General features: G+C 65.3%; 22 protein-coding genes. 15 read left to right on the plus strand and 7 right to left on the minus strand.

All coding sequences use genetic code 11. The features are described from left to right. Window positions 1-20 precede the first annotated feature (20 nt). Window positions 21-776 (plus strand): YebC/PmpR family DNA-binding transcriptional regulator, encoded by a 756-nt coding sequence (locus ABIA30_RS02930; protein WP_370061910.1) that lies wholly within the window; start codon window positions 21-23, stop codon window positions 774-776. Between the two features lie 21 nt (window positions 777-797). On the opposite strand, the gene ABIA30_RS02935 is transcribed toward ABIA30_RS02930, so the two are convergent. Beyond that, complete coding sequence (locus ABIA30_RS02935; RefSeq protein WP_370061911.1) at window positions 798-1,448, minus strand: NAD(P)H-binding protein; 651 nt, start codon at window positions 1,446-1,448, stop codon at window positions 798-800. A gap of 52 nt (window positions 1,449-1,500) precedes the next feature. Continuing rightward, window positions 1,501-2,616, minus strand: a complete 1,116-nt coding sequence (locus ABIA30_RS02940; protein ID WP_370061912.1) for a diguanylate cyclase — start codon at window positions 2,614-2,616, stop codon at window positions 1,501-1,503. Between the two features lie 273 nt (window positions 2,617-2,889). Here ABIA30_RS02940 and ruvC point away from each other — a divergent pair, with 273 nt between their 5' ends. The 5 genes from ruvC to ABIA30_RS02965 are packed head-to-tail and all read left to right on the plus strand — an operon-like array spanning window position 2,890 to window position 6,401. Next, a complete protein-coding gene (gene ruvC / locus ABIA30_RS02945) occupies window positions 2,890-3,447 on the plus strand; it encodes a crossover junction endodeoxyribonuclease RuvC (protein ID WP_370061913.1) in 558 nt (185 codons plus the stop codon). Next, window positions 3,444-4,031 carry a Holliday junction branch migration protein RuvA gene (ruvA, locus tag ABIA30_RS02950; RefSeq protein ID WP_370061914.1) on the plus strand — a complete coding sequence of 196 codons (588 nt, stop codon included), beginning with the start codon at window positions 3,444-3,446 and terminating at the stop codon, window positions 4,029-4,031. The genes ruvC and ruvA overlap by 4 nt, the downstream gene beginning before the upstream one ends. After that, the gene (gene ruvB, locus ABIA30_RS02955) at window positions 4,028-5,092 is read left to right on the plus strand and encodes a Holliday junction branch migration DNA helicase RuvB (RefSeq protein WP_370061915.1); all 1,065 of its coding nucleotides are present in this window, start codon (window positions 4,028-4,030) and stop codon (window positions 5,090-5,092) included. Before ruvA ends, ruvB begins: the two co-directional genes overlap by 4 nt. Before the next feature lie 5 nt (window positions 5,093-5,097). Continuing rightward, a complete protein-coding gene (locus ABIA30_RS02960; RefSeq protein ID WP_370061916.1) occupies window positions 5,098-5,484 on the plus strand; it encodes a DUF1304 domain-containing protein in 387 nt (128 codons plus the stop codon). 32 nt (window positions 5,485-5,516) lie between these two features. Then, window positions 5,517-6,401, plus strand: coding sequence for a transglycosylase SLT domain-containing protein (locus ABIA30_RS02965; protein ID WP_370063272.1), 885 nt, complete (start codon window positions 5,517-5,519; stop codon window positions 6,399-6,401). Window positions 6,402-6,410: 9 nt separating this feature from the next. On the opposite strand, the gene ABIA30_RS02970 is transcribed toward ABIA30_RS02965, so the two are convergent. Then, on the minus strand, window positions 6,411-7,517 hold the full coding sequence (locus ABIA30_RS02970; RefSeq protein ID WP_370061917.1) for a GGDEF domain-containing protein: 1,107 nt from the start codon (window positions 7,515-7,517) through the stop codon (window positions 6,411-6,413). Between the two features lie 238 nt (window positions 7,518-7,755). Between ABIA30_RS02970 and yajC the strand changes: the two genes are divergently transcribed. The 6 genes from yajC (at window position 7,756) to ABIA30_RS03000 (ending at window position 15,888) form a co-directional block, all read left to right on the plus strand. Further along, window positions 7,756-8,094 carry a preprotein translocase subunit YajC gene (gene yajC / locus ABIA30_RS02975; protein WP_370061918.1) on the plus strand — a complete coding sequence of 113 codons (339 nt, stop codon included), beginning with the start codon at window positions 7,756-7,758 and terminating at the stop codon, window positions 8,092-8,094. Window positions 8,095-8,159: 65 nt separating this feature from the next. Continuing rightward, a complete protein-coding gene (gene secD / locus ABIA30_RS02980; protein ID WP_370061919.1) occupies window positions 8,160-10,058 on the plus strand; it encodes a protein translocase subunit SecD in 1,899 nt (632 codons plus the stop codon). Window positions 10,059-10,063: 5 nt separating this feature from the next. Next, complete coding sequence (secF, locus tag ABIA30_RS02985) at window positions 10,064-11,335, plus strand: protein translocase subunit SecF (RefSeq protein ID WP_370061920.1); 1,272 nt, start codon at window positions 10,064-10,066, stop codon at window positions 11,333-11,335. Between the two features lie 42 nt (window positions 11,336-11,377). After that, on the plus strand, window positions 11,378-12,982 hold the full coding sequence (locus ABIA30_RS02990; protein ID WP_370063273.1) for an ABC transporter substrate-binding protein: 1,605 nt from the start codon (window positions 11,378-11,380) through the stop codon (window positions 12,980-12,982). Next, on the plus strand, window positions 12,982-13,506 hold the full coding sequence (locus ABIA30_RS02995) for an adenine phosphoribosyltransferase (RefSeq protein WP_370061921.1): 525 nt from the start codon (window positions 12,982-12,984) through the stop codon (window positions 13,504-13,506). The genes ABIA30_RS02990 and ABIA30_RS02995 overlap by 1 nt, the downstream gene beginning before the upstream one ends. 39 nt (window positions 13,507-13,545) lie before the next feature. Beyond that, window positions 13,546-15,888, plus strand: a complete 2,343-nt coding sequence (locus ABIA30_RS03000) for a bifunctional (p)ppGpp synthetase/guanosine-3',5'-bis(diphosphate) 3'-pyrophosphohydrolase (RefSeq protein ID WP_370061922.1) — start codon at window positions 13,546-13,548, stop codon at window positions 15,886-15,888. 9 nt (window positions 15,889-15,897) lie between these two features. Here ABIA30_RS03000 and ABIA30_RS03005 read toward each other — a convergent pair whose 3' ends face one another. After that, window positions 15,898-16,386, minus strand: coding sequence for a winged helix-turn-helix transcriptional regulator (locus ABIA30_RS03005; RefSeq protein WP_370061923.1), 489 nt, complete (start codon window positions 16,384-16,386; stop codon window positions 15,898-15,900). Window positions 16,387-16,478: 92 nt separating this feature from the next. Between ABIA30_RS03005 and ABIA30_RS03010 the strand changes: the two genes are divergently transcribed. After that, entirely contained in the window at window positions 16,479-17,180 is a 702-nt protein-coding gene (locus ABIA30_RS03010) for an SDR family oxidoreductase (RefSeq protein ID WP_370061924.1), read from the plus strand. Window positions 17,181-17,210: 30 nt separating this feature from the next. Next, the gene (locus ABIA30_RS03015) at window positions 17,211-17,636 is read left to right on the plus strand and encodes a tautomerase family protein (protein WP_370061925.1); all 426 of its coding nucleotides are present in this window, start codon (window positions 17,211-17,213) and stop codon (window positions 17,634-17,636) included. A gap of 22 nt (window positions 17,637-17,658) precedes the next feature. Here ABIA30_RS03015 and ABIA30_RS03020 read toward each other — a convergent pair whose 3' ends face one another. Genes ABIA30_RS03020 through ABIA30_RS03030 form a run of 3 tightly spaced genes read right to left on the minus strand, consistent with a single transcriptional unit; the run spans window position 17,659 to window position 21,796 of the window. After that, entirely contained in the window at window positions 17,659-18,480 is an 822-nt protein-coding gene (locus tag ABIA30_RS03020; protein WP_370061927.1) for a thioesterase family protein, read from the minus strand. Continuing rightward, on the minus strand, window positions 18,477-21,329 hold the full coding sequence (locus ABIA30_RS03025) for an RND family transporter (RefSeq protein ID WP_370061929.1): 2,853 nt from the start codon (window positions 21,327-21,329) through the stop codon (window positions 18,477-18,479). The genes ABIA30_RS03020 and ABIA30_RS03025 overlap by 4 nt, the downstream gene beginning before the upstream one ends. Before the next feature lie 29 nt (window positions 21,330-21,358). Then, entirely contained in the window at window positions 21,359-21,796 is a 438-nt protein-coding gene (locus ABIA30_RS03030) for an MmpS family transport accessory protein (RefSeq protein WP_370061931.1), read from the minus strand. Window positions 21,797-21,892: 96 nt separating this feature from the next. Here ABIA30_RS03030 and ABIA30_RS03035 point away from each other — a divergent pair, with 96 nt between their 5' ends. Next, the gene (locus tag ABIA30_RS03035) at window positions 21,893-22,507 is read left to right on the plus strand and encodes a TetR/AcrR family transcriptional regulator (RefSeq protein WP_370061933.1); all 615 of its coding nucleotides are present in this window, start codon (window positions 21,893-21,895) and stop codon (window positions 22,505-22,507) included. Window positions 22,508-22,559 lie beyond the last annotated feature (52 nt).

The raw sequence follows: 22,559 nt of genomic DNA on the forward strand, positions 1-22,559 counted from the left end.
CAGAAAGAGGGCGTACACGCATGAGCGGCCATTCCAAGTGGGCGACTACCAAGCATCAGAAGGCCGTCAAGGACGCGCGCCGGGGTAAAGAGTTCGCCAAGCTGATCAAGAACATTGAGGTGGCCGCGCGCACCGGCGGAGGCGATCCGGGTGGTAACCCGACCCTGTACGACGCCATTCAGAAGGCCAAGAAGACCTCGGTTCCCAACGACAACATCGAGCGGGCGCGCAAGCGTGGCGCAGGCGAGGAAGCCGGCGGCGCCGACTGGCAGACCATCATGTACGAGGGCTACGGCCCCAACGGTGTTGCTGTGCTGATCGAGTGCCTGAGCGACAACCGCAACCGGGCCGCGGGCGAGGTGCGCGTCGCGATGACCCGCAACGGCGGCAACATGGCCGACCCCGGCTCGGTGTCCTACTTGTTCTCGCGCAAGGGTGTGGTGACCCTGGAGAAGAACGGCCAGACCGAGGACGACGTGCTGATGGCTGTGCTGGACGCCGGTGCCGAAGAGGTCAACGACCTGGGTGAAGCGTTCGAGGTCATCTGTGAACCGACCGACCTGGTCGCGGTGCGGACGGCGCTGCAGGATGCCGGCATCGATTACGACTCGGCCGAATCCGGCTTCCAGCCGTCGGTGTCCGTCCAGGTCGATCTGGAGGGCGCCCGAAAGGTGTTCAAGCTGGTCGACGCGCTCGAAGACAGCGACGACGTGCAGAACGTGTACACCAACGTCGACATCCCCGACGACGTCGCCGCACAGCTCGACGAGGAGTAGCGGCTCAGCCGCCCGCCAGGTTCAGTACAGAGCCGCCGCGATCGGGGTGTCCCCGGAGATCAGCTCGAAAGTCTGGCCCGCGGTGCTGGGGGTATCCAGCACCGCCAACAGCACTCCCGCAACGTCCGCCCGCGGAATGCTGCCGCGCCCGGTGGATTCGGCGATGTGCACGCGTCCAGTCCCGGGGTCGTCGGTGAGCCGCCCGGGCCGCACGATGGTGGTGCGTAGGCCGCGGCGGGCTCGAACGTTGGCATCTGCCTCGGACTTGGCCCGGATGTAGGCGCGGAAGACCTCGTCATATCCGTCGTCGAGCGCCCGGTCATCGGCCGAGATCGCCGAGACCATCACGTACCGGGTCACTCCGGCCGCCTCGGCGGCGTCAGCCAGCAGGATCGCGGCGTCGCGGTCCACCGTCTGCTTTCGGCCGGCGCCGCTGCCGGGGCCGGCGCCCGCAGCGAACACCACCGCATCGGCTCCCCGTACCTGTTCGGCGACGTCCTGGGCCGAGGCTCGCTCGAGATCGAGCGTGATGGCGGTGGCACCGACCGACTCCAGATCGGGAATCTGGGCTGGGTTGCGGATCAGCCCGGTCACCGAGTCACCCCGGTCTGCGAGGAGCTGCTCCAGAAGCAGGGCGATCTTTCCGTGGCCACCGGCTATCACGACATGCATGCCTCTACTGTGTCATCCGCCCGAACACCGCACGCAGTGAGGTTTGCTGGCCTCAAGATGCTCGATCGAGGTGATCTACCACGCGGTTTCCACCTGCACGCTTCGCCAGATACATCGCCTCGTCCGCGTCCGTGACCAGGCGCCTGAGCAGTTCGTGATCGGCGGTCAATGCTGCCGAGTTGATACCGGAAACGCCAACGCTCACGGTGACAGCGTCGGGCAATGCCTCGACATCCGTCCGAATTTCCTCCGCGAGATCTCGCAGTGCCGCGCTGCCCAATGCTGCGGCGACGACGAACTCCTCGCCGCCGTAACGCGCGACGACCGACTCCGTGGTGCCTGCGGCCTTGACGAGGATTCCGCCGACTGCGATCAGCAATTGATCACCGGCGGCATGTCCCTGCGTGTCGTTGACGAGCTTGAATCTGTCCAGGTCGACCATGATGACGCCAAGGTCTGTGCTGCCGGCGGACAGCACTGAACTCGTCAGTTGGTCGGCAGCGCGGCCGAAGCCGCGTCGGTTCAACAAGCCGGTGAGTTCGTCGGTGTCGGTTTCGGCGGCCAGGTCGCCGAGGATGTGCATGCTGACCTTGACCGTGATCGGAACGGACAGCAGCGAGAACATGACCGTGATGAGTGTGGCCATTGCGCCGGCCGGATCGACTGAGATGGCGTAATGCACGCTGCAGATGCCAGTTGTGATCAGGGCGATCGCCAGGGTCATCACCAGGTGAATGCCGGTGTGCAGGAACGCCACGAATGCGGCGACAGCGGCGAAGGCGATGCACGCTGTGAGTCCGACTCTCGGATCTGTGACCGACAGGCAGTTGTAGGCGAGGCCCGCGTCGAAGAACAGGATGAATGCCAGTGACTGCCTGCGAGTCGGCCACTGCATCGACCACACCACTGCCGAGATCATCCAACCCGCGGCGAATGCGATCGACAGTCCGTGCAGCACCGGAGACGCCGGTGCAGTCGAACTCAACAGGATGAGAATCGTGACCACGCTCATTCCGCCCAGATACAGCGCGGTGGCCAGCCTTGCGAATGACTGCAGGTTACGGGCGGCAAGGTAGCCGGACAGCAGGTCGTATTGGTCCGGGCGTCTCCACCAGTGCCGCAGGATGGAGATCACCGGATCGAGCTCGACTCCGTAGCTAGCAGCCATGAAATCACGAGGTGGCGACACAGTCTCGATGCTCAAGTTGTCGGCCCGCTCCCTGTTTGGCGTGGTGTCAAGGCTCATCAGCTTATAGCCGACAAGGTCCGCTGGAAGACTAACCCGGGTTTGCTGGGTTCGCCGCGTCGATGGCATGCGGCGGCGTCACGGCACGTGGGTGCAACGGTCGTGGCCGGCGCAACGGGGGTGTGTCCCTGACTGATCTCGCGGACGTATGCCGCTAGGCTATCGAACAACCGTTCGGGAACGTGAGGAGCTGGCGTGCGCGTGATGGGCGTCGACCCTGGGTTGACGCGCTGTGGCCTCTCGATGATCGAGGGAGGCGCGGGGCGTCAGGTCATCGCACTCGATGTGGATGTGGTGCGGACCCCGTCCACCGAGCAGCTGCACCGTCGGCTGCTCACCATCAGCGACACCGTCGAACACTGGATGGACACCCACCGTCCCGACGTCATCGCCATCGAGCGGGTGTTCGCCAATCAGAACGCCAATACCGCGATGGGCACGGCACAAGCCGGCGGAGTCATCGCGCTTGCCGCGGCCCGACGCGGCATTGATGTGCACTTCCACACCCCGTCCGAAGTGAAAGCCGCGGTGACCGGAAACGGCCGGGCGGACAAGGCTCAGGTGACCACGATGGTCACCAAAATTCTTGGGCTGCAACAGAAGCCAACGCCGGCCGACGCGGCGGACGCGTTGGCCCTGGCGATCTGTCATTGCTGGCGGGCGCCGATGCTGGCCCGGATGGCCGAGGCGGAGGCCAAGGCCGCCGAATATCAACGTAAATACGCCGAGAAACTGAAGGTGGCCCGGGCATGATCGCGTCGGTGCGTGGTGAGGTCATCGACATCGCTCTCGATCATGTGGTGATCGAGGCGGCCGGTGTGGGGTACAAGGTCATGGCCAGCCCGTCGACACTGTCCACGCTGCGACGCGGTGAGGAATCCCGGCTGATCACCGCGATGATCGTGCGCGAGGATTCCCAGACCCTCTACGGCTTCGTCGACCACGACGCCCGCGACCTGTTCACCACGCTGCTCGGGGTCTCCGGCGTCGGGCCGAAGATCGCACTGGCGACGCTGGCGGTGTACGACGCGCCGGCGCTGCGGCAGGCGTTGGCCGACGGTGACGTGACGGCATTGACCCGCGTGCCGGGCATCGGCAAACGTGGTGCCGAGCGCATGGTGCTGGAGCTGCGCGACAAGATCGGTGCCACAGCGGGTGCCGGGGCGGCAGCCGTCGGTGGGCATTCGGTGCGCGGGCCGGTTGTGGAAGCCCTTGTCGGACTTGGTTTTGCGGTCAAACAGGCCGAGGAGGCCACCGACAAGGTGCTGGCCGAAGATCCAGACGCAAATACGGCGACGGCGCTGCGGGCGGCCCTGTCCATGTTGGGTAAGAAATGAGCCGGTTCGAAGACGATGACAGCTCGGACAGCGGTCCAGAGCGGGACGTCTCAGCCGCGCTGACGGTGGGTGAGGGCGACGTAGATGCCAGTCTGCGGCCCAAATCGCTGCGCGAGTTCATCGGTCAGCCGCGGGTGCGTGAGCAGCTGCAACTGGTACTCGAAGGCGCCAAGAATCGGGGCGGGACGCCCGACCACATCTTGCTGTCCGGTCCGCCCGGCCTGGGCAAGACCTCGCTGGCCATGATCATCAGCGCCGAGCTCGGTTCGGCCCTGCGCGTCACCTCTGGCCCCGCACTGGAGCGGGCCGGCGATCTGGCCGCCATGCTCAGCAACCTGGTCGAGGGCGACGTGCTCTTCATCGACGAGATTCACCGCATCGCCCGGCCGGCCGAGGAGATGCTGTACCTGGCCATGGAAGATTTCCGGGTCGACGTGGTGGTCGGCAAAGGACCTGGTGCGACGTCGATTCCACTGGAGGTGGCGCCGTTCACCCTGGTCGGTGCGACCACCCGGTCGGGAGCGCTCACCGGTCCGCTGCGCGACCGCTTCGGTTTCACCGCACACATGGACTTCTACGAGCCGCCCGAGTTGGAGCGTGTTTTGGCTCGTTCGGCAGGCATCCTGGGCATCGAACTCGGTGCTGAAGCCGGCGCCGAGGTGGCGCGGCGCTCCCGCGGTACGCCACGTATCGCCAACCGGTTGTTGCGCCGGGTCCGCGACTACGCCGAGGTGCGGGCCGACGGCGTCATCACCCGGGACGTCGCCAAGGCCGCGCTGGCGGTCTATGACGTCGATGAACTCGGACTCGACCGGCTGGACCGGGCCGTGTTGACCGCTCTGACAAAGAGTTTCGGCGGCGGACCGGTCGGCGTGTCGACGCTCGCGGTGGCGGTGGGGGAGGAAGCCACCACCGTCGAGGAGGTGTGTGAGCCGTTCTTGGTACGCGCCGGCATGATCGCCCGCACTCCCCGCGGCAGGGTCGCCACCCCGCAGGCCTGGACACATTTGGGATTGCAACCGCCGATCAACGGACTTGGCCAAGCCGGCCTGTTTGAATAGCTGCCATGCTTACCGCAGGTTTGATCGTCGCCGGCCTGGCCGCGCTGTTGCACGTGTACATCTTCGTGATGGAGTCGCTCACCTGGACTTCGCCGCGCACCAGGGCCACCTTCGGTATCTCGGAGCAACAAGCGATAGACACCAAGGAACTGGCATTCAACCAAGGGTTCTACAACTTGTTCCTGGCCATCGTCACGGCCGTCGGTATCGGGGCAGTCGTCGTGGGGTGCAAAGGAATCGGACTGGCCTTGATCTTCGCAGGCATCGGGTCGATGGCCGCCGCGGCGCTGGTGCTGCTGATCTCGTCACCCGACAAGGCGCGCGCGGCGATCACGCAGGGCGTCTTCCCGGTGATCGCCATCGCGGCGCTGCTGGCCGGGTCGCTGTTGTGAGACGCCCGGGCGGGACGGCTCTGGCTGCGGCCATGCTGTTCCTGACGGGCTGTGGCGCGTCCACGGCGGACTCGGTACCCAGCGCAACATCGACGGCCGCTGCATCGACCGAGATGGCTGAGTCCACACCCGCGCCGCCGCCGGGCGCACAGCCGGCGCTGGCGCCCGATCCGGCGCAGTTGGCCGACGATCTGGTCGCGGATGAGCAGGCAATACGTGATGCCGGGACGCCGGAGCCTGCGCTCACCGCGGCGGCGCGCCGCCAACAGGCCGCCTACCGTGCCATCGCGAAGCATCCGGACTGGGACGGCATGATCGAGGGGCGCATCCCACCCGGGCTGGCCGATGCGTACCACCACAACATCGACGCCGCCCGGCAGCTGTCCTCTATGACCTCGCCCCGAGACACATTGCCGCCGTGGGCGATTCAGCCGCCGGCGCCGGCCGACGAGCTGCTCGGTGCCTACCACGACACGCAGGGGGCGACCGGCGTCGACTGGAACTATCTGGCTGCGATCAACCTCGTCGAATCACGCTTCGGCCGGATCAACGGCAACAGCCCGGACGGCGCACAGGGGCCCATGCAGTTCCTGCCGTCGACATTCGCGGCGTACGGCGCCGGGGGAGACATCCACGCGCCGCACGACGCCATCGCCGCCGCAGGCCGCTACCTGGCGGCCAACGGCTTTGCCTCGGATCGTGACGGCGCAATCCACCACTACAACCATTCGGCCGCCTATGTGCGCGCGGTCGAGGACTACGCCGAGGTGCTGGCCGCCGATCCCGGTGCATTCGCCGGCTACTACCGGTGGGACGTGTACTGCAAGACCACGGCCGGCGACATCTTGCTGCCCGTCGGCTACTCCGAATCGGGCTCGGTCCCGGTGGCCGACTACCTCGCGTCGCATCCGCAGTGACGGTCGCGGTTATCGCGATTCTTCGGCGCCCTCGCGGCAGGCGGTTGACTGCGCCATCCGGTAGACCTGATTTCCGCCCGCGCGTTTGGCGATGTACATCGCGGTATCGGCGTCGTTGATCAACCGATCGACCAGGCCGGCAGGGTCGGCCGGCCCGTTGGTGGGCGTCGTTGCGACCCCGACGCTGGCGGTGACCGCTGCAGGCATTGCCTCGACCACCTGCCGGATGCGTTCGGCCAGGGCGTCGAGCTCGGCGTCGCGCCGGGTGGTGGCGATGAGGAATTCTTCGCCACCGGCGCGCCCCACCACGGCGGCGTGGTCCACCGTCTGCTGCAGCGCGGTGGCAACCGCCGCGATCACCTGATCACCTGCCGCGTGTCCGGCGGTGTCGTTCACCCGTTTGAAATTGTCGAGGTCGACCATCACCGCGGCGATCGGGACGCCCGGGGACCGAGCGATCAGATCGTGGGCGCCACGGAAAAAGCCGCGCCTGTTGTGCAAACCCGTCAGCGCGTCGATGTCGGAGCGGACCGCGTCGCTGCCCAATGCGTAGATCAGGATCTGACATGCGATGGGTGCAGCCAGAAAAGCGATCAACATGATGATGAGCATCCAGAGTGCCTGCGCCATATCGCCTGAACTGACGCGGGCGATCGCTATGCAAGCGCAACCGACCGACAGCGGCACAATGATTGCCAACTGCCGGGAGGTGTGCATGCATCCGACGTAGACGAGCGGAGATGCGAAGAGCGCCGAACCGATGAGTGCCATCGTGGGAGTCGGCTGGGCCAGGGAATTGATTGCAATGAGCAGGGTCAGGACGACGGCGAAGAAGGCCGACTGTCGGCGGGTCGGCCAGGTGATCCGGAGCCAAAAAAATATGCATCCGACTATCCCGGCGAGGGTGAGTCCGAGTAGGCCGCGTTCGACCGCGGTGGTCGGTGCCGGTGGAGCCAGCAACGTCAGCGCCGGCAGCACGACGATGATGAACAGCGTGACCAGGTAGAGGATCCGGGCGACGCCCAGCAGCCGACGGCTGGCCAGGTATTCGGAGAGCCAGTCGAATCGCTCCGGCTGGCGCCACCACATGCTGAACAATTTCACCGGTGTCGCCACGGTTGACAGGTTGCGGCCACCACGTGCTACCTGGCCCTTTCGCCGGCTCAAATAATTGTCGATCGTAACAATTATTCGTCGGCCGATTCAGGCGCTTTCGGTGTGAGCGGGCAGGCGCCCAGTCGCCCGGGCGACCACACCGCACCGGGTGAATGGCACACTGGTCACTGACGTGGCGTCGCGATCGATCGATCTGGTTCGCCCGAAATACACAATCGACCGAAAGACTCTTGCTGTCATGCAACAACTGGCCATGCCCCTGCTGCTGTTGGTCGGCCTCGTCGGGATGATGTTCTTCGCCTCCCGCCGCCAGCGCAAGGCCATGCAGGCCACCATCGACCTGCACAACTCGCTGACCGTGGGGGACCGCGTTCACACCACGTCCGGCCTGCACGGCACCATCACCGGGATCACCGATGATGATGTCGAGCTGGAGATCGCCCCGGGCGTCATCACCACCTGGATGAAGATGGCCATCCGCGACCGGGTCGAGCCCGAGACCGCGGCCGAGCCGGACGGCGCCGCCGATGTAGCGGGTACCTATGTCGAAGAGGACACGGCCAAGACCGACGGCTGAGAATCCGGCACAACCACGTACCCTTTGCTGGGCTGACGTACTGATCTCAAGGAGACCCTAGAAACGTGGCATCGTCTTCGACACCGGTGCACCCTTACCGCTACCTGGGCTTGTTCCTGGTGCTGCTCGTCGGTGCTTATCTACTGGTGTTCCTCACCGGTGACAAGCACGCCAAGCCCAAGTTGGGCATCGACCTGCAGGGCGGCACCCGGGTGACGCTCACCGCGCGCACCCCGGACGGGTCCAGGCCTACTCGCGATGCGCTGAACCAGGCGCAGCAGATCATCAGCTCGCGCGTGAACGGGCTCGGCGTGGCCGGGTCCGAGGTCATCATCGACGGCGACAATCTGGTCATCACCGTGCCCGGGCAGGACGGCAGCGAGGCTCGCACCCTGGGTCAGACCGCGCGGCTGTTCATCCGCCCGGTGATCCACGTGATTCCGGCTCAGAGCACCGACCAGGTGAAGCAACAGCCGCCGGCTCCCGGCGCGCCCGCTCCTGGCGCCCCTGCTCCCGGTGGTCCGGTTCCTCCAGGGGCTCCCGCACCGGACGCCGGCGCTCCGGGACCCGACGCCGGCGCGCCGCCGATCGCCCCGGTCGAGCCGGGTGCCCCGGTCAGTCCGCCCGCAGCTCCGGCCCCGGGCGCCCCAGCACCGCAGCCGCGGCCGTACCCGCAAGAGCCGCCCCCGTCGCCGACACCGAGCCCGGCCTCGTCCGGTGCTCCGGTAAGTGGCGACGCACCGGCACCCGCTGCCCCCGCCCCGGAAGCTCCGGCCCCAGGTGCCCCGGCTCCCGGCGCGCCCGCGCCCGGCCCGGCATCGCCAGGCGGCCCCGGCGCGGGTGGTCCCACCACCGTCGATCAGCAGATCAAGGACGAGAAGGCGCTGCGGCAGAGCACCCAGCCACAGATTCAGTTGCTGGCGTTGCAGTTCCAGGCGACGCGCTGCGGCGACAAGAAAGACGTGCTGGCCGGCAACGACGACCCGAACCTGCCGTTGGTGACCTGCTCCGAGGACAAGAAGCAGGTGTACCTGCTGGACAAGTCGATCATCGCCGGTGACCAGATCAAGGACGCGTCCTCCGGTCTGGATCAGCAGCACGGCGAGTACGTCGTGGACGTCCAGTTCAACGACAAGGCCTCGGACATCTGGGCCAACTTCACCCGCGACAACATCGGCACCCAGACTGCGTTCGTGCTGGACTCGCACGTGGTCAGCGCGCCGACCATCCAGGAGGCAATTCCTGGAGGTCGCACCCAGATCACCGGCCACTTCAATGCGAACTCGGCCAAGGATCTGGCGAACGTGCTCAAGTACGGGTCGCTGCCGCTGTCCTTCGAATCGTCAGAGGCCGAAACAGTCTCGCCCACACTGGGATTGACCTCTTTGCGCGCCGGTTTGATTGCCGGCGCCATCGGTTTGGGCCTGGTGCTGTTGTACTCGTTGCTCTACTACCGGGTGCTGGGCCTGCTCACGGTGCTATCGCTGGTGGCATCTGGCGCGATGGTGTTCGCGCTTCTCATTTTGCTTGGCAGGTATATCAACTACACCCTCGATCTGGCCGGTATCGCTGGTCTGATCATCGGCATCGGCACTACCGCCGACTCGTTCGTGGTGTTCTTTGAACGCATCAAGGACGAGATCCGCGAGGGCCGATCGTTCCGGTCGGCGGTGCCGCGAGGCTGGTTGCGGGCCAGCAAGACGATCTTGTCGGGCAACGCGGTCACCCTGCTGGCATCTGTGGTGCTCTACATCCTGGCCGTCGGGCAGGTAAAGGGCTTCGCCTTCACCACAGGTCTGATGACGGTCCTCAACATTGTCGTGGTGTACCTCGTCACGTGGCCGCTGGTCTATCTGGCGTCGAAATCGCCCGTATTCGCCAAGCCGGCGTTCAACGGGCTTGGTGCCGTGCAGCAGGTTGCCCGTGAGCGCCGGGCCGCCAGCCTGATGGGACAGGGGCAATAGCGAATATGTCGAAGCACTCCACAGAAGGTGACAACGCTGAAGTGACCGAGTCGGCTGCCACCGAGACCGCCGAGGGCAACGCCACGTCTGTTCAGACGATCGCCGAACCCGACGTCACCGGCGTCGAAGCGCAGCAAGATTCGACAGCCGAGGCGCCGCACCACAGCTTCCTGTCCCGGCTCTACACCGGCACCGGCGCATTCGACATCATCGGCCGACGCAATCTGTGGTTCGCCATCAGCGGGCTGATCCTCGCAGTGGCGATCGGCAGCATGCTGATCCGGGGCTTCACCTTCGGCATCGATTTCGAGGGCGGCACAAAGGTCTCGATGCCGGTAGGTGGAACCACCACCGCTCAGGTGCAGGAAGTGTTCCGCCAGGCACTTGGTAAGGACCCTGAATCGCTGGTCATCGTCGGCAGCGGCGACTCGGCCACCGTCCAGATTCGCTCCGCGACGCTGACCAACGACGAGACCGAAAAACTGCGCACCGCGCTGTTCGACCGGTTCCAGCCCAAGGGATCCGACGGCAAGGCCAGCAAACAGGCCATCAGTGACTCCGTCGTGTCGGGCACCTGGGGCGGCCAGATCACTCAGAAGGCGTTGATCTCGCTGGTGGTGTTCGTCGCGCTTGCGGCGATCTACATCGCCGTGCGGTACGAGCCGTACATGGCGCTCGCAGCGTTGATCGCGATGTTCTACACCCTGCTCACTACCGCCGGGATGTATTCGCTTGTCGGGTGGGAAGTCACTCCGGCCACTGTGATCGGGCTGTTGACGATTCTGGCCTACTCGATCTACGACACCGTGGTCGTGTTCGACAAGGTCGAAGAAAACACCCACGGCTTCGAGCACACGACTCGGCGAACGTACGCAGAACAGGCCAACTTGGCGGTCAACCAGACGTTCATGCGTTCGATCAACACCGGTCTCATCGCCGTGCTGCCGATCGTTGCGCTGATTGTGGTGGCTGTGTGGATGCTCGGCGTCGGGACACTCAAGGACCTGGCGCTGATCCAGCTTGTGGGCGTTGTGACCGGTCACTACTCGTCTATATTCTTCGCCACGCCCTTGCTGGTCAGCCTTCGCGAACGTACGGAACTGGTGAAGAAACACACCGCCCGGGTGCTGCGGCGTCGTCAGGCCGCCGCCGAACGCGGCGGACAGGACGTCACCGAGTCGGACACCGAGGTTCCGGTCTCGGCGCTGACGGCGCCTGAGAAGCCGGAGCCGGGTGCCAAGCCGATCCGTCCTGGTAAGCGGAACAACCGGCGGTAGGCCGGGGTGCGCGCCCGCCGGTTCGCTCTCACGAGCGTGGCGATGCTGACCGTCGCGATGGGACTGTCGGCATGTGGTGACTCGGGCGATGCTGTCGACTATGCGGTGGATGGGCCGCTGGGCACTTACAACAGCGCGACGGTGCTCGGCGCTGCCTCCGCGGCCCCTCAGGCATTCGCCCGCGTGCAGACCGGTTTCAACTACCACGGACCGGGCGGCCAGGTCGTCGCAGATCGGGACTTCGGCACCGTCGCGGTGGTCGGGCGCGCACCGCTGACGTTGGACTACACGATCGCCGACAACGCGGTGTACTCCGACGGCAAGCCCGTCACCTGTGACGACATGGTGCTGGCCTGGGCCGCCCAGTCCGGTCAGTATTCGGCTTTCGACGCGGCCAGTCGCGCCGGGTACAGCGACGTCGCCGCAGTGGACTGCACGCCTGGACAGAAGCGGGCCCGGGTGACCTTTGTCCGGGACCGGGCGTTCGTCGATTTCGGCCAGCTGTTCTCGGCGACGTCGATGATGCCGTCGCACGTCATCGCCGACGAACTGCAACTGGGCGACGGCGGGGTGACCAAGGCCGTGCAGAGCGGCGATGAGCCCACCCTGGTCCGCATCGCCCAGGCCTGGAACACCATCTGGGATCTCAAACCGGGGGTCGACCTCAAGCGGTTCCCGTCCGCGGGTCCCTACAAGGTGGCCTCGGTCGGTTCGGATGGCTCGGTGGTGTTGGTGGCCAACGACAAATGGTGGGGGCCCAAGCCGACGCTCGGGAAGATCACGGTGTGGCCCGGGTCGGCTGCGACGCAGGACCGGATCAAATCCGGCAAGGTCGAGGTCGCCGATGTCGCCACGGGCTCGGTGGACATGCTCAAGGCCCCCGACGGCTACACCAGTAGCGATTACCCATCAGCCGGCATCGAGCAGCTGATCTTCGGCGCGCAAGGGCCGATGGCCGATTCCGACGCGCGCCGTGCCGTTGCGCTGTGCACGCCGCGTGATGCGATCGCCGCGGCGGTGAACCTGCCGATCGCCAACGCGCGGTTGACGCCGGTGGCCGATGATTCGGTCACGGTAGCCGAAAGTGCCGGTGCCAATGGGCAATTCGGCACCGCTGACATCGACGGAGCGCGCAGCGCCGCGGGTGGCCAACCGTTGACCGTGCGGATCGGTTATCAGGCGCCCAATGCCCGGCTGGCCACCGTGGTCGGGCTGATCGCCAGATCATGTGCGGCGGCGGGGATCACCGTGCAGGACGCGGGCGCGCCGACGGTCGGGCCACAGACGTTGCGCAGCAACCAGATTGACGTGTTGCTGGCAGGTACCGGCGGCGCCGCCGGCGGCGGTTCGAGCGGATCATCGGATATCGACGCCTACGCACTGCACAGCGGAAACGGCAACAACCTGGCGGGCTATGCCAACGACCGGGTCGACGGCGTGATCGGGACCTTGGCGGTGACCACCGACGCGAAGGAAGAATCGCGGTTGCTCGGCGAGGGCTCGCCGATACTGTGGGGCGATATGCCGACGCTGCCGTTGTACCGCCAGCAGCGCACGGTGCTGTCATCGAACAAGCTCGGCGCGGTGAGCCCGAATCCGACCCGCTGGGGTGCCGGATGGAACATGGATCGTTGGACGGTGAATTGATGACCGATGTGTCTGCGCTGATGGCTGAATTGATCCGCGAGGTTCCCGACTTCCCGGAACCCGGGGTCCAGTTCAAGGACCTCACGCCTCTGCTGGCCGATGCCCGCGGGCTGGCCGCGGTGACCGGCGCCCTTGCCGAGGTCGCCGCCGGCGCCGACCTGGTAGCAGGTATCGACGCCCGCGGGTTTCTGCTGGGCGCTGCGGTGGCAACCCGGCTGGGTACCGGGGTGCTGGCGGTCCGTAAGGGCGGCAAGCTGCCGCCGCCGGTGCACAGCCAGACCTACGCATTGGAGTACGGCACCGCGACGCTGGAGATTCCCGCAGACGGGATCGATCTGCGCGGCCGCAGCGTTGTGGTGATCGACGACGTGCTCGCCACCGGCGGGACCGTGGCGGCGACCGTAGCCCTGCTGCGTGACGCAGGTGCAGACGTGCGGTGCGCGGCCGTGGTGCTTGAGCTCGGGGCGCTGGGTGGGCGCCGCGCGATCGAACCCTTGCCGGTCAGCAGCCTGCTCGTCATCTGAGGACTATCCTCGAGCAACGCGGAGGAAGGCGGTGAGCAGTTGGCTGACGACGGTGTGACGCAGACCCAGCAGGTGCTGCCCGAGGTCACAGCGGGATCGCCCGCCGAACCGGTCAAATCGACGGTCAGTGCGTCGCGGCGCGTGCGCGCCCGCCTGGCCCGGCGGATGACCGCTCAGCGCAGCCTGGTCAACCCCGTGCTCGAGCCGTTGGTGGCGGTACACCGGGAGATCTATCCGAAGGCCGACGTGGTCCTGCTGCAGCGGGCTTATGACGTCGCTGAGGAACGGCACTCCACTCAGCTGCGCAAGTCCGGTGATCCGTACATCACCCATCCGCTGGCGGTGGCCAACATCCTGGCCGAGCTCGGTATGGATACCACCACGCTGATCGCCGCGTTGCTACACGACACCGTCGAGGACACGGGCTACACGCTGGAGGCCTTGACCGCCGAATTCGGCAGTGAGGTCGGTCATCTGGTCGACGGGGTCACCAAACTGGACAAGGTGGTGCTGGGCAGCGCCGCGGAAGCCGAGACCATTCGCAAGATGATCATCGCGATGGCGCGTGATCCGCGAGTGCTGGTGATCAAGGTCGCCGACCGGCTGCACAACATGCGCACCATGCGCTTCCTGCCGCCGGAGAAGCAGGCGCGCAAGGCCCGCGAAACACTGGAAGTCATTGCGCCCCTTGCGCATCGGCTGGGTATGGCCACGGTCAAGTGGGAGTTGGAGGATCTGTCCTTCGCGATCCTGCATCCCAAGCGCTACGAAGAGATCGTCCGGCTGGTTGCCGATCGGGCACCGTCGAGAGATACCTATCTGGCCAAGGTTCGCGCCGAGATCGCGAATTCGCTGGCGGCCATGAAGATCAACGCGACAGTCGAGGGCCGGCCGAAGCATTACTGGTCGATCTACCAGAAGATGATCGTCAAAGGCCGTGACTTCGACGATATCCACGACCTGGTGGGTGTGCGAATCCTCTGCGACGAGATCCGCGACTGTTACGCGGCAGTCGGTGTGGTGCATTCGTTGTGGCAGCCGATGGCAGGCCGGTTCAAGGACTACATCGCCCAGCCGCGCTACGGTGTCTATCAGTCGTTGCACACCACGGTGGTTGGATCCGAGGGTAAGCCGCTGGAGGTGCAGATCCGCACCATTGATATGCACCGGACCGCGGAATACGGTATCGCCGCACATTGGCGGTACAAGGAAGCCAAGGGCCGCAACGGATTACCGGCTGGCGGCGGCGTAGCCGAGATCGACGACATGGCCTGGATGCGCCAACTGCTCGATTGGCAGCGGGAAGCCGCGGACCCCGGCGAGTTCCTGGAGTCGTTGCGCTACGACCTTGCGGTGCAGGAGATCTTCGTCTTCACCCCCAAGGGCGACGTGATCACGCTGCCGGCCGGCTCGACGCCGGTCGACTTCGCGTACGCGGTGCACACCGAGGTGGGGCACCGTTGTATCGGTGCCCGGGTCAATGGCCGGCTGGTGGCTTTGGAGCGCAAGCTCGAAAACGGTGAAGTGGTCGAGGTTTTCACCTCGAAGGCGCAGAACGCCGGGCCGTCACGGGACTGGCAGACGTTTGTGGTGTCGCCGCGGGCCAAGGCCAAGATCAGGCAGTGGTTCGCCAAGGAGCGTCGCGAAGAGGCCCTGGAGTCCGGCAAGGACGCCATCGCCCGCGAAGTGCGCCGCGGCGGACTTCCGTTGCAGCGCTTGCTCAGTGCCGACTCTATGGGGGCACTGGCGCATGAGTTGCGGTATGCCGACGTCTCGGCGCTCTACACCGCCGTCGGTGAGGGACATGTCTCCGCCCGGCACGTGGTGCAGCGGCTGGTCGCGTTGCTCGGTGGCGACGAGGACGCTGCCGACGAGATCGCGGAGCGCTCCACCCCGGCCACCATGCCGGTGCGGCGGCGGTCGAATGACGATGTGGGCGTGGCTGTTCCCGGCGCACCCGGCGTATTGACCAAACTCGCCAAGTGCTGCACCCCGGTGCCCGGCGACAACATCATGGGATTCGTCACCCGCGGCGGTGGGGTCAGCGTGCACCGGACCGACTGCACCAACGCAGCGTCACTGCAGGAACAAGCCGAGCGCATCATCGAGGTCAAATGGGCACCGTCGCCGTCATCGGTCTTCCTGGTGGCCATCCAGGTCGAGGCGCTGGACCGGCATCGGCTGCTCTCGGATGTCACGCGGGTGCTGGCCGATGAAAAGGTGAACATCTTGTCGGCGTCGGTGACCACGTCCAATGACCGGGTTGCCATCAGCCGCTTCACCTTCGAGATGGGCGACCCCAAGCACCTGGGTCACGTGCTCAACGTGGTGCGCAATGTCGAGGGTGTGTACGACGTGTACCGGGTGACCAGCGCAGCCTGAGGCGCTCGTTCACACTCGCGGTCGATATGACCGGTTCACCCGGATCTCGATGTCCTGTGCGTCGAGCCTGGCGGCGCCGGGGTCACCGGTGACGACCACGCCGACCGGGTTTCCGGACTGTCGGTCGACGAAGGTGAGTGGCCCCCGTCCGTCCTGCAGGTATTTGTCGCCCCACTGGCTCATCGCCAGGTAGACCGGCAGTAGATCTTCGCCGGCCGGCGTCAGTCGGTACTCGTCGCGGGCGCGCTTTCCGGGCTCCTGATACGGCACCCGGACCATCAGCTGGGCGGCCTCCAACTGCTTGAGGGCTCGGGAGACCGCCGGCGCCGAGGTTCCGATCCGCTCGATGAAATCCTCGAATCGTGTTGTACCGAAAAGGCTTTCGCGGACCGCGAGAAATACCGTCTTGGTGCTGAGCAGGTCGAGGAGCTTGGCCACCGAGCACGCATCGCCGATGGTCCATCGCTCCCGATCGCGCAGTTTGTCTTCAAACTCCATGTTCACCCCTTTGGATAACGCTTGCGTTACTCAGATCTCTGTGGTTCCATCTTAGTAACGTCATCGTTATCCAGCAAGGGAGTGTGGTCCAGATGGTTCAAGTGGCAGGCAAAGTGGTAGTGGTTACCGGCGGGCGCCGGGGACTTGGCGCAGCTCTGGTCGACGAGGTACTGGCCAGGGGAGCCCGCAAGGTGTACTCGACGGGCCGGTCGTCCTTCGCCGACGGTCGGGCGGCTGTGATCCCTGTGGAACTCGAAGTGCGTTCGGAGGCCTCGGTTTCGGCATTCGCCGAGATCGCGCCGGACGCGGAGATCGTGTTCAACAACGCCGGCATCCTGCTCCCGGACTCGCTGCTGACCGGCAGTTTCGACCATATCGAGGAAACCTTTGACATCAACGTGTTCGGGCCGCTGCGGGTGGCGCGGGCCTTCGCGCCGATCCTGGCGGCCAATGGCGGCGGCGCGTTGGTGAACATGCACTCAGTGCTGTCCTGGGTGTCGGGCAGTGGGGCATACGGCGCCTCCAAGGCGGCGGCCTGGTCGGTCACCAACTCGCTGCGTGGAGAGCTTGCCGCACAGGGCACCCAGGTGGTCGGAGTGCACGCCGGTCTGATCGAAACCGACATGGTTTCGGCCATTCCCGCGCCCAAGACCAGCGCGACAGACATCGCGGCGCGCATCGTCGACGGACTGGAATCGGGCGAGATAGAGGTGTTGGCCGACGACGTGACGGTGGGCGTCAAGGCCGTGCTGTCGGGCCCGGTGGAGAACCTGACCTTCGCGATGGCGATCTGACCAGGTCTCGATCAGAGGAGCTGAACTGTCATGCCACTGTGGACCATTCACCACACCCCGGGACTCTTCACCGCAGACGACAAGCGCGCCCTGGCGTCCCGCATCACCGATCACTATGAGCAGGCCGGGTTGCCGCGGTTCTACGTGGTGGTCATCTTCAACGAAACCGTTTCCGAGAACCTCTATGTCGGAGGCGAGCCGACTGCGGTGGGGTTGCGGGTGGTCATCGACCACATCGCCCGGCACGCCGCGGACAAGCAAACCCGTAACGGGATCGCCCACTGGATCAAGTCGATACTGCTGCCATACCTGCAAGGGCATGATGACTTGCACTGGGAGTTCCACGTCGACGAGACCAGCGAAGACCTCTGGATGATCAACGGGTTGATCCCGCCGCCGATGGGTTCGGATGCCGAAAAGCGTTGGGTTGCAGACAACATGGTGACCACGTACTGAACATGGTGTGCTGCCGTTGGGGTCAGGACCCCAACGGCAGCATCGCCAGTTGCCGGCTCTGGACCACCACCTGGCCGTTGGCATCGAGGATGAGGTGATCCTCCTCGAACCAGGTGTTGCCGATGACGTTTGAGCTGGCCATGACGCGCAGCCATCCGGGTGCCGGCCGGCGCCGCAGGTAGGTGGTGAGCTGTACGGTCGGGGTCCACCCGAAGTGCCCGCGATTCATCGTTACCGGCGGCGTGATGTCACCGGCCATCAGCGCGAAGAGCATGGCTGTATCGGGATCCGCTTCGTCGGAAGCGAAGGGACGCAACCATATCCGGGTGACTGGTTCCCCGTCGGAGCCGGACAGAAAAGGTGTCGCGGCGTCCATCCGCATATCGCATCCCTGCGCTACGTGGACGACGTGCCCGAGCGGATGGTCAGGGGTGACCGGCACCGCGTCGGCGGGTGGCTCGGCCGGCATCGCAGTCGCTGCCAGCGTCATCTGGTGCTGCGGCGGTTTGGCGTCCAGGGGCCCCAGTGTGACGGAGCAGGTGACGGCGAGCTTCCCGTCCTGGGACAACTCGACGTCGACCAGACTCACCTGCCGACCGCGTTTGCGGACCGTGGTGGTCAGTTGCACCGCACCGGGATCGGGCGCATTGAGATAGTTGGCGCTCAACGCAATTGGTGCGATCTCGCCACCCAGCGATTGTTGTGCGGCGGCCGCGCACACCGCCATCATGCAGCCCCCGTGCACTTTGGGGCCGATGGTCCACATGCCGTCGATGTCGGCGCTGAACACCCCGTCGTCGAGTGCGGTGATGGTGGTCAGGGTGGTGAATGGATGCGGGGTCATGCCATCTCCAATTCCGGTGTCGTGCTTACGGGTGGTGCGGTGCGAGCAGGGCGGCTACGTACCTTCAGCGGCCACCAGAACCACCGGCCCAACAATGTGGCGATGGACGGGGTGATCAAAGAGCGCACCACGAAGGTGTCGAACAGCAGGCCCAGCCCGATGGTGGTGCCGATCTGTCCTACCGATCGCAGATCACTGGCGACCATCGAGATCATGGTGAAGGCGAACACCATTCCCGCGGCGGTGACCACGCCGCCGGTGGCGCCCATTGCGCGGATCAACCCCGTCTTGAGCCCGCCGGCGAGCTCTTCTTTCATCCTCGACACCACCAGCAGGTTGTAGTCCGAGCCGACGGCCAGCAGCACGATCACCGACATGGCGATCACCAGCCACTGCAATTCGATGCCGAGCAGGTACTGCCAGATGAGGACCGACAGCCCGAACGAGGCCGCCAGTGAGAGCACCACAGTGCCGACGATCACCAGCGAGGCCACCAAGGCCCGGGTGATCAACAGCATGACTGCAAAGATCAGGATGATGGCGGCGAGCGCAGCGATCAGCAGGTCGTAGTGGGCGCCCAGTTGGATGTCCTTGTACGTGGCCGCGGTACCGCCGAGATAGAACTTCGCTCCGGCCAGGGGAGTGCCCTTGACTGCTTCCTTGGCGGCCTGAAGTTCGGCGTCGACGTGTGAAATGCCTTCCAGCGTGGCCGGATCGACGTCGTGGGTGACGATGAAGCGGGCAGCCTTGCCGTCGGGGGACAGCATCAGTTGCATGCCGCGCTGAAAATCAGGACTGCCGAAGGCCTCCGGAGGCAGGTAGAACATGTCGTCGTTCTTCGCGTCGTCGAACGTCTGCCCCATGGCCGCGGCGGTGTCGGTCATACGCTCCATCTGGGTGACCATGCCGTCGAACGTGCTGTGCATGGTGCGCATCAGGTCGCGAACATCGGTGGCCAGGGCGATCATCGGCGGCAGCTGGGCCGCCATCTGCGGGGTGACGCCGTCGAGCTTGCCCATGGCATCGGACAGTGTTTTGGTGTTGTCGGCCAGTCGGTCGAAGCCGTCGGTGGCGTCGAACACCGACCGCATCGCCTGACATACGGGAATGTCGAAGCAGTGCGGTTCCCAGTAGAAGTAGTTGCGCAGTGGCCGGAAGAAATCGTCGAAATCAGCAACCTCGTCGCGTAAATCGGAGGTGGTCGACGACAAGTCCTGCGCCGCGCCCTGAGCGGCATGCGTGGCCTCGGCCAATTGCACGGTCAGGTCGTGCATGCGACCCATGATGCCGATCATCGAGGTGAGATGGTCGGTCATGGTTTGGATGTCGCCGAGTCGGGCTTTGAGGAACTGCAGGTTCTCGTTCATCGACACCGCCTGGGCGCTGACTTGGAACGGTACCGAGCCGTGCTCCATCGGCGGACCCAGCGGGCGGGTGATGCTCTGCACCCGGGCGATGCCGGGCACCCGGAAGATGTATTTGGCGATGCGGTCCAGGACCAGCATGTCGCGTGGGTTGCGCAGGTCGTGGTCGGCTTCGACCATCAGCATGTCCGGGTTCATTCGCGCTGGGGTGAAGTGCTTTTGGGCTGCGGCGTAGCCCACGTTGGACGGGACGGTTGCCGGTACGTAGAACCGGTTGTCGTAGCTGGTGCGGTATCCCGGCAGGGCCAGCACACCGATCATGGCGACCGCGGCCGCCGCGACCAGGATCGGTACCGGCCAGCGGACTACGGCGGTGCCGATTCGGCGCCAACCGCGGGTCTTGGTGACACGTTTCGGGTCGAGCCAGCGGCTGCTGACGGCCAACACCGAGGGCGCGAACGTCATCGCCATGGCCAGGATGGTGAGCATGCCGACAGCGCAGGGCAGCGCCAGGGTGTTGAAGTAGTTGAGCCGCGTGAAGCTCAGGCACAGCATCGCACCGGCGATGGTGAGCCCGGACCCGACGATCACGTGCGACACCCCGGAAAACGCGGTGTAGTAGGCGGTTTCGCGATCTTCGCCGGCGTTGCGGGCCTCGTGATAACGGCCGATGAGGAAGATCCAGTAGTCGGTGCCCGCGGCGATGGCCAAGGCGGTCAGCACGCTGACCACGAAGGTGGACAGGCCGAAGATGTGGGCGTTGCCCATGACCGCGACAAGTCCGCGGGCCGTGCTCATCTCCGCGAGCACCACCAGCAACGCAACGAAGGTTGCCACGAAGGACCGGTAGACAGTCAGCAGCATCACCGCGATGACCACGAGGGTCACCATCGTCATCTTGACCATGCTCTTGTCGCCGGCTTCATTGGTGTCTGCCACCAGGGCGGCCTGGCCCGTGACATAGGCGCGCAGTCCCGTTGGGGGGTGGCTGTTTTCGACGATCTTGCGAACTGCGTCGACGGACTCGACCCCCTCGGTCGAGCCCTGGTTGCCGGCCAGGTGCACCTGGACGTAGGCCGCCTTGCCGTCTTCGCTCTGCGAACCCGCCGAGGTGATCCGATCGCCCCAGAAGTCCTGCACGTGCTGGACGTGGCTGGTGTCGGTTTCCAGGGCTTTGACCAGGCCCGTGTAGTACTGGCGCGCTTGATCTCCCAGTGGCTGATCACCTTCGAGGACGATCATCAGCACACTGTCGGAGCTGAACTCGCCGAATTTGTTGCCGATGTGCTTCATCGCGATCACCGAGGGTGCTGCCTGCGGCGACAGTGACACCGCGTTGTTTGCGCCGACGATCTCGAGCTTGGGTACCAACACGTTTGATGCAGCAGTGACGGCCAACCAGAGAAGGATGATCGGCACCGATAGCGCGCGGACAATCCGTGGATACAGGGGTCGCTTGTCGGAGACGTCATGGGCGCTGCTCATCGCCTGTTGATTCGCTCGGCGAGCCTCACTCATGCGGCCTTCACCAGGCAGAAGGTGGTGGCGTCAACGGCGTTGGTGCTCTGTTGGTCTCGCAGTTGTCCGTTGACCCGGATTCGACAGCTCAAGGCATGGCTGTCGCCCTGGACCATCAGGTTGGCGAAGACACTGGGCACAGTGGTGACCAGGGTGTGCGACCAAGGCAGAGAGTCGAAGTGTTCTTCGCGCGGTTGGGATTTCTCGTCGACGTAGCTGATCATCCCGGAGGCTCCGGGCGGACCGTCCACCTCGTAGGTGACGTATTTCGGGATCGTGGAAACGATGTTGTCCGTGCGGTTTTCGTTGGCGCTGACTTGTTGGGCGCCGAAGATGCCCTGGAACCGGTAGATCACCAGCCCGCCGACCGTCATGACCGCCACGATGGTCAGGAGCACCCAGAGCCTGCTGACGGCTCTCGCTATCCACGTCATGGCGCGTAACTATACGACCGTATATATACGGATGTATAGTTACACGCTTGGTGGTGGCGATCACACTCGTCCACCTGGGGCGACTAGGGTAAAGGTATGGCTGGGTCGACGCGACAGCGCAATGTGCGAGGTCAGGGCGCACTGCTGCGTGACGAGATTCTGGCCGCCGCGAATCGCGTGGTGGATTCGTCCAACAGCGTGAACGAAGTGTCATTGCGCAGCATCGCGCGCGAGGCCGGGATCTCGACGATGGCGGTATACGGCCATTTCGACAGTCGTGAGGATCTGTTGGCGGCGCTGGCGGAGCTGAGCTGGGACCAGGTGCGCCAGGACATCACCGAACAAGTGCAGGCCGGAGCTACGCCGAGAGACCGGCTGCTGCTGGGTTGTCGTGCGTATGTTGCTTTCGCTCAACGCTTTCCGCTGCGCTATGTACTGATGGTCAAGGTAGACGAAATCACTCCGGCAGCTCGCCAGGCCCTTGAGGTGGTGACCCGGGGGTTGTTGGCCAGCGAGGGAATGGACCCGGACGCCGAGCCGAGCGCCGAGGCGCACCGCGTCGCCGCAGCCCTGTCGGTGGCGCTGCACGGCGTTGCGATGTTGCACCGCACAGATACTCCGCACTTGTGGCTCAGCGACTTCAGCACCTGCGAGATCCTCCAGAGTTTGATCGACGGGGCCATCCTGCAGCTGCGCTCGCCGCACGGGTGATTTTGGTGGTTGCATCGGCGCCGAAGCGCAGCAGGCGTGTCCGATAATGCCG

This window comes from Mycobacterium sp. MAA66, from assembly GCF_041261665.1.
In the GTDB taxonomy this organism is placed as follows: domain Bacteria; phylum Actinomycetota; class Actinomycetes; order Mycobacteriales; family Mycobacteriaceae; genus Mycobacterium.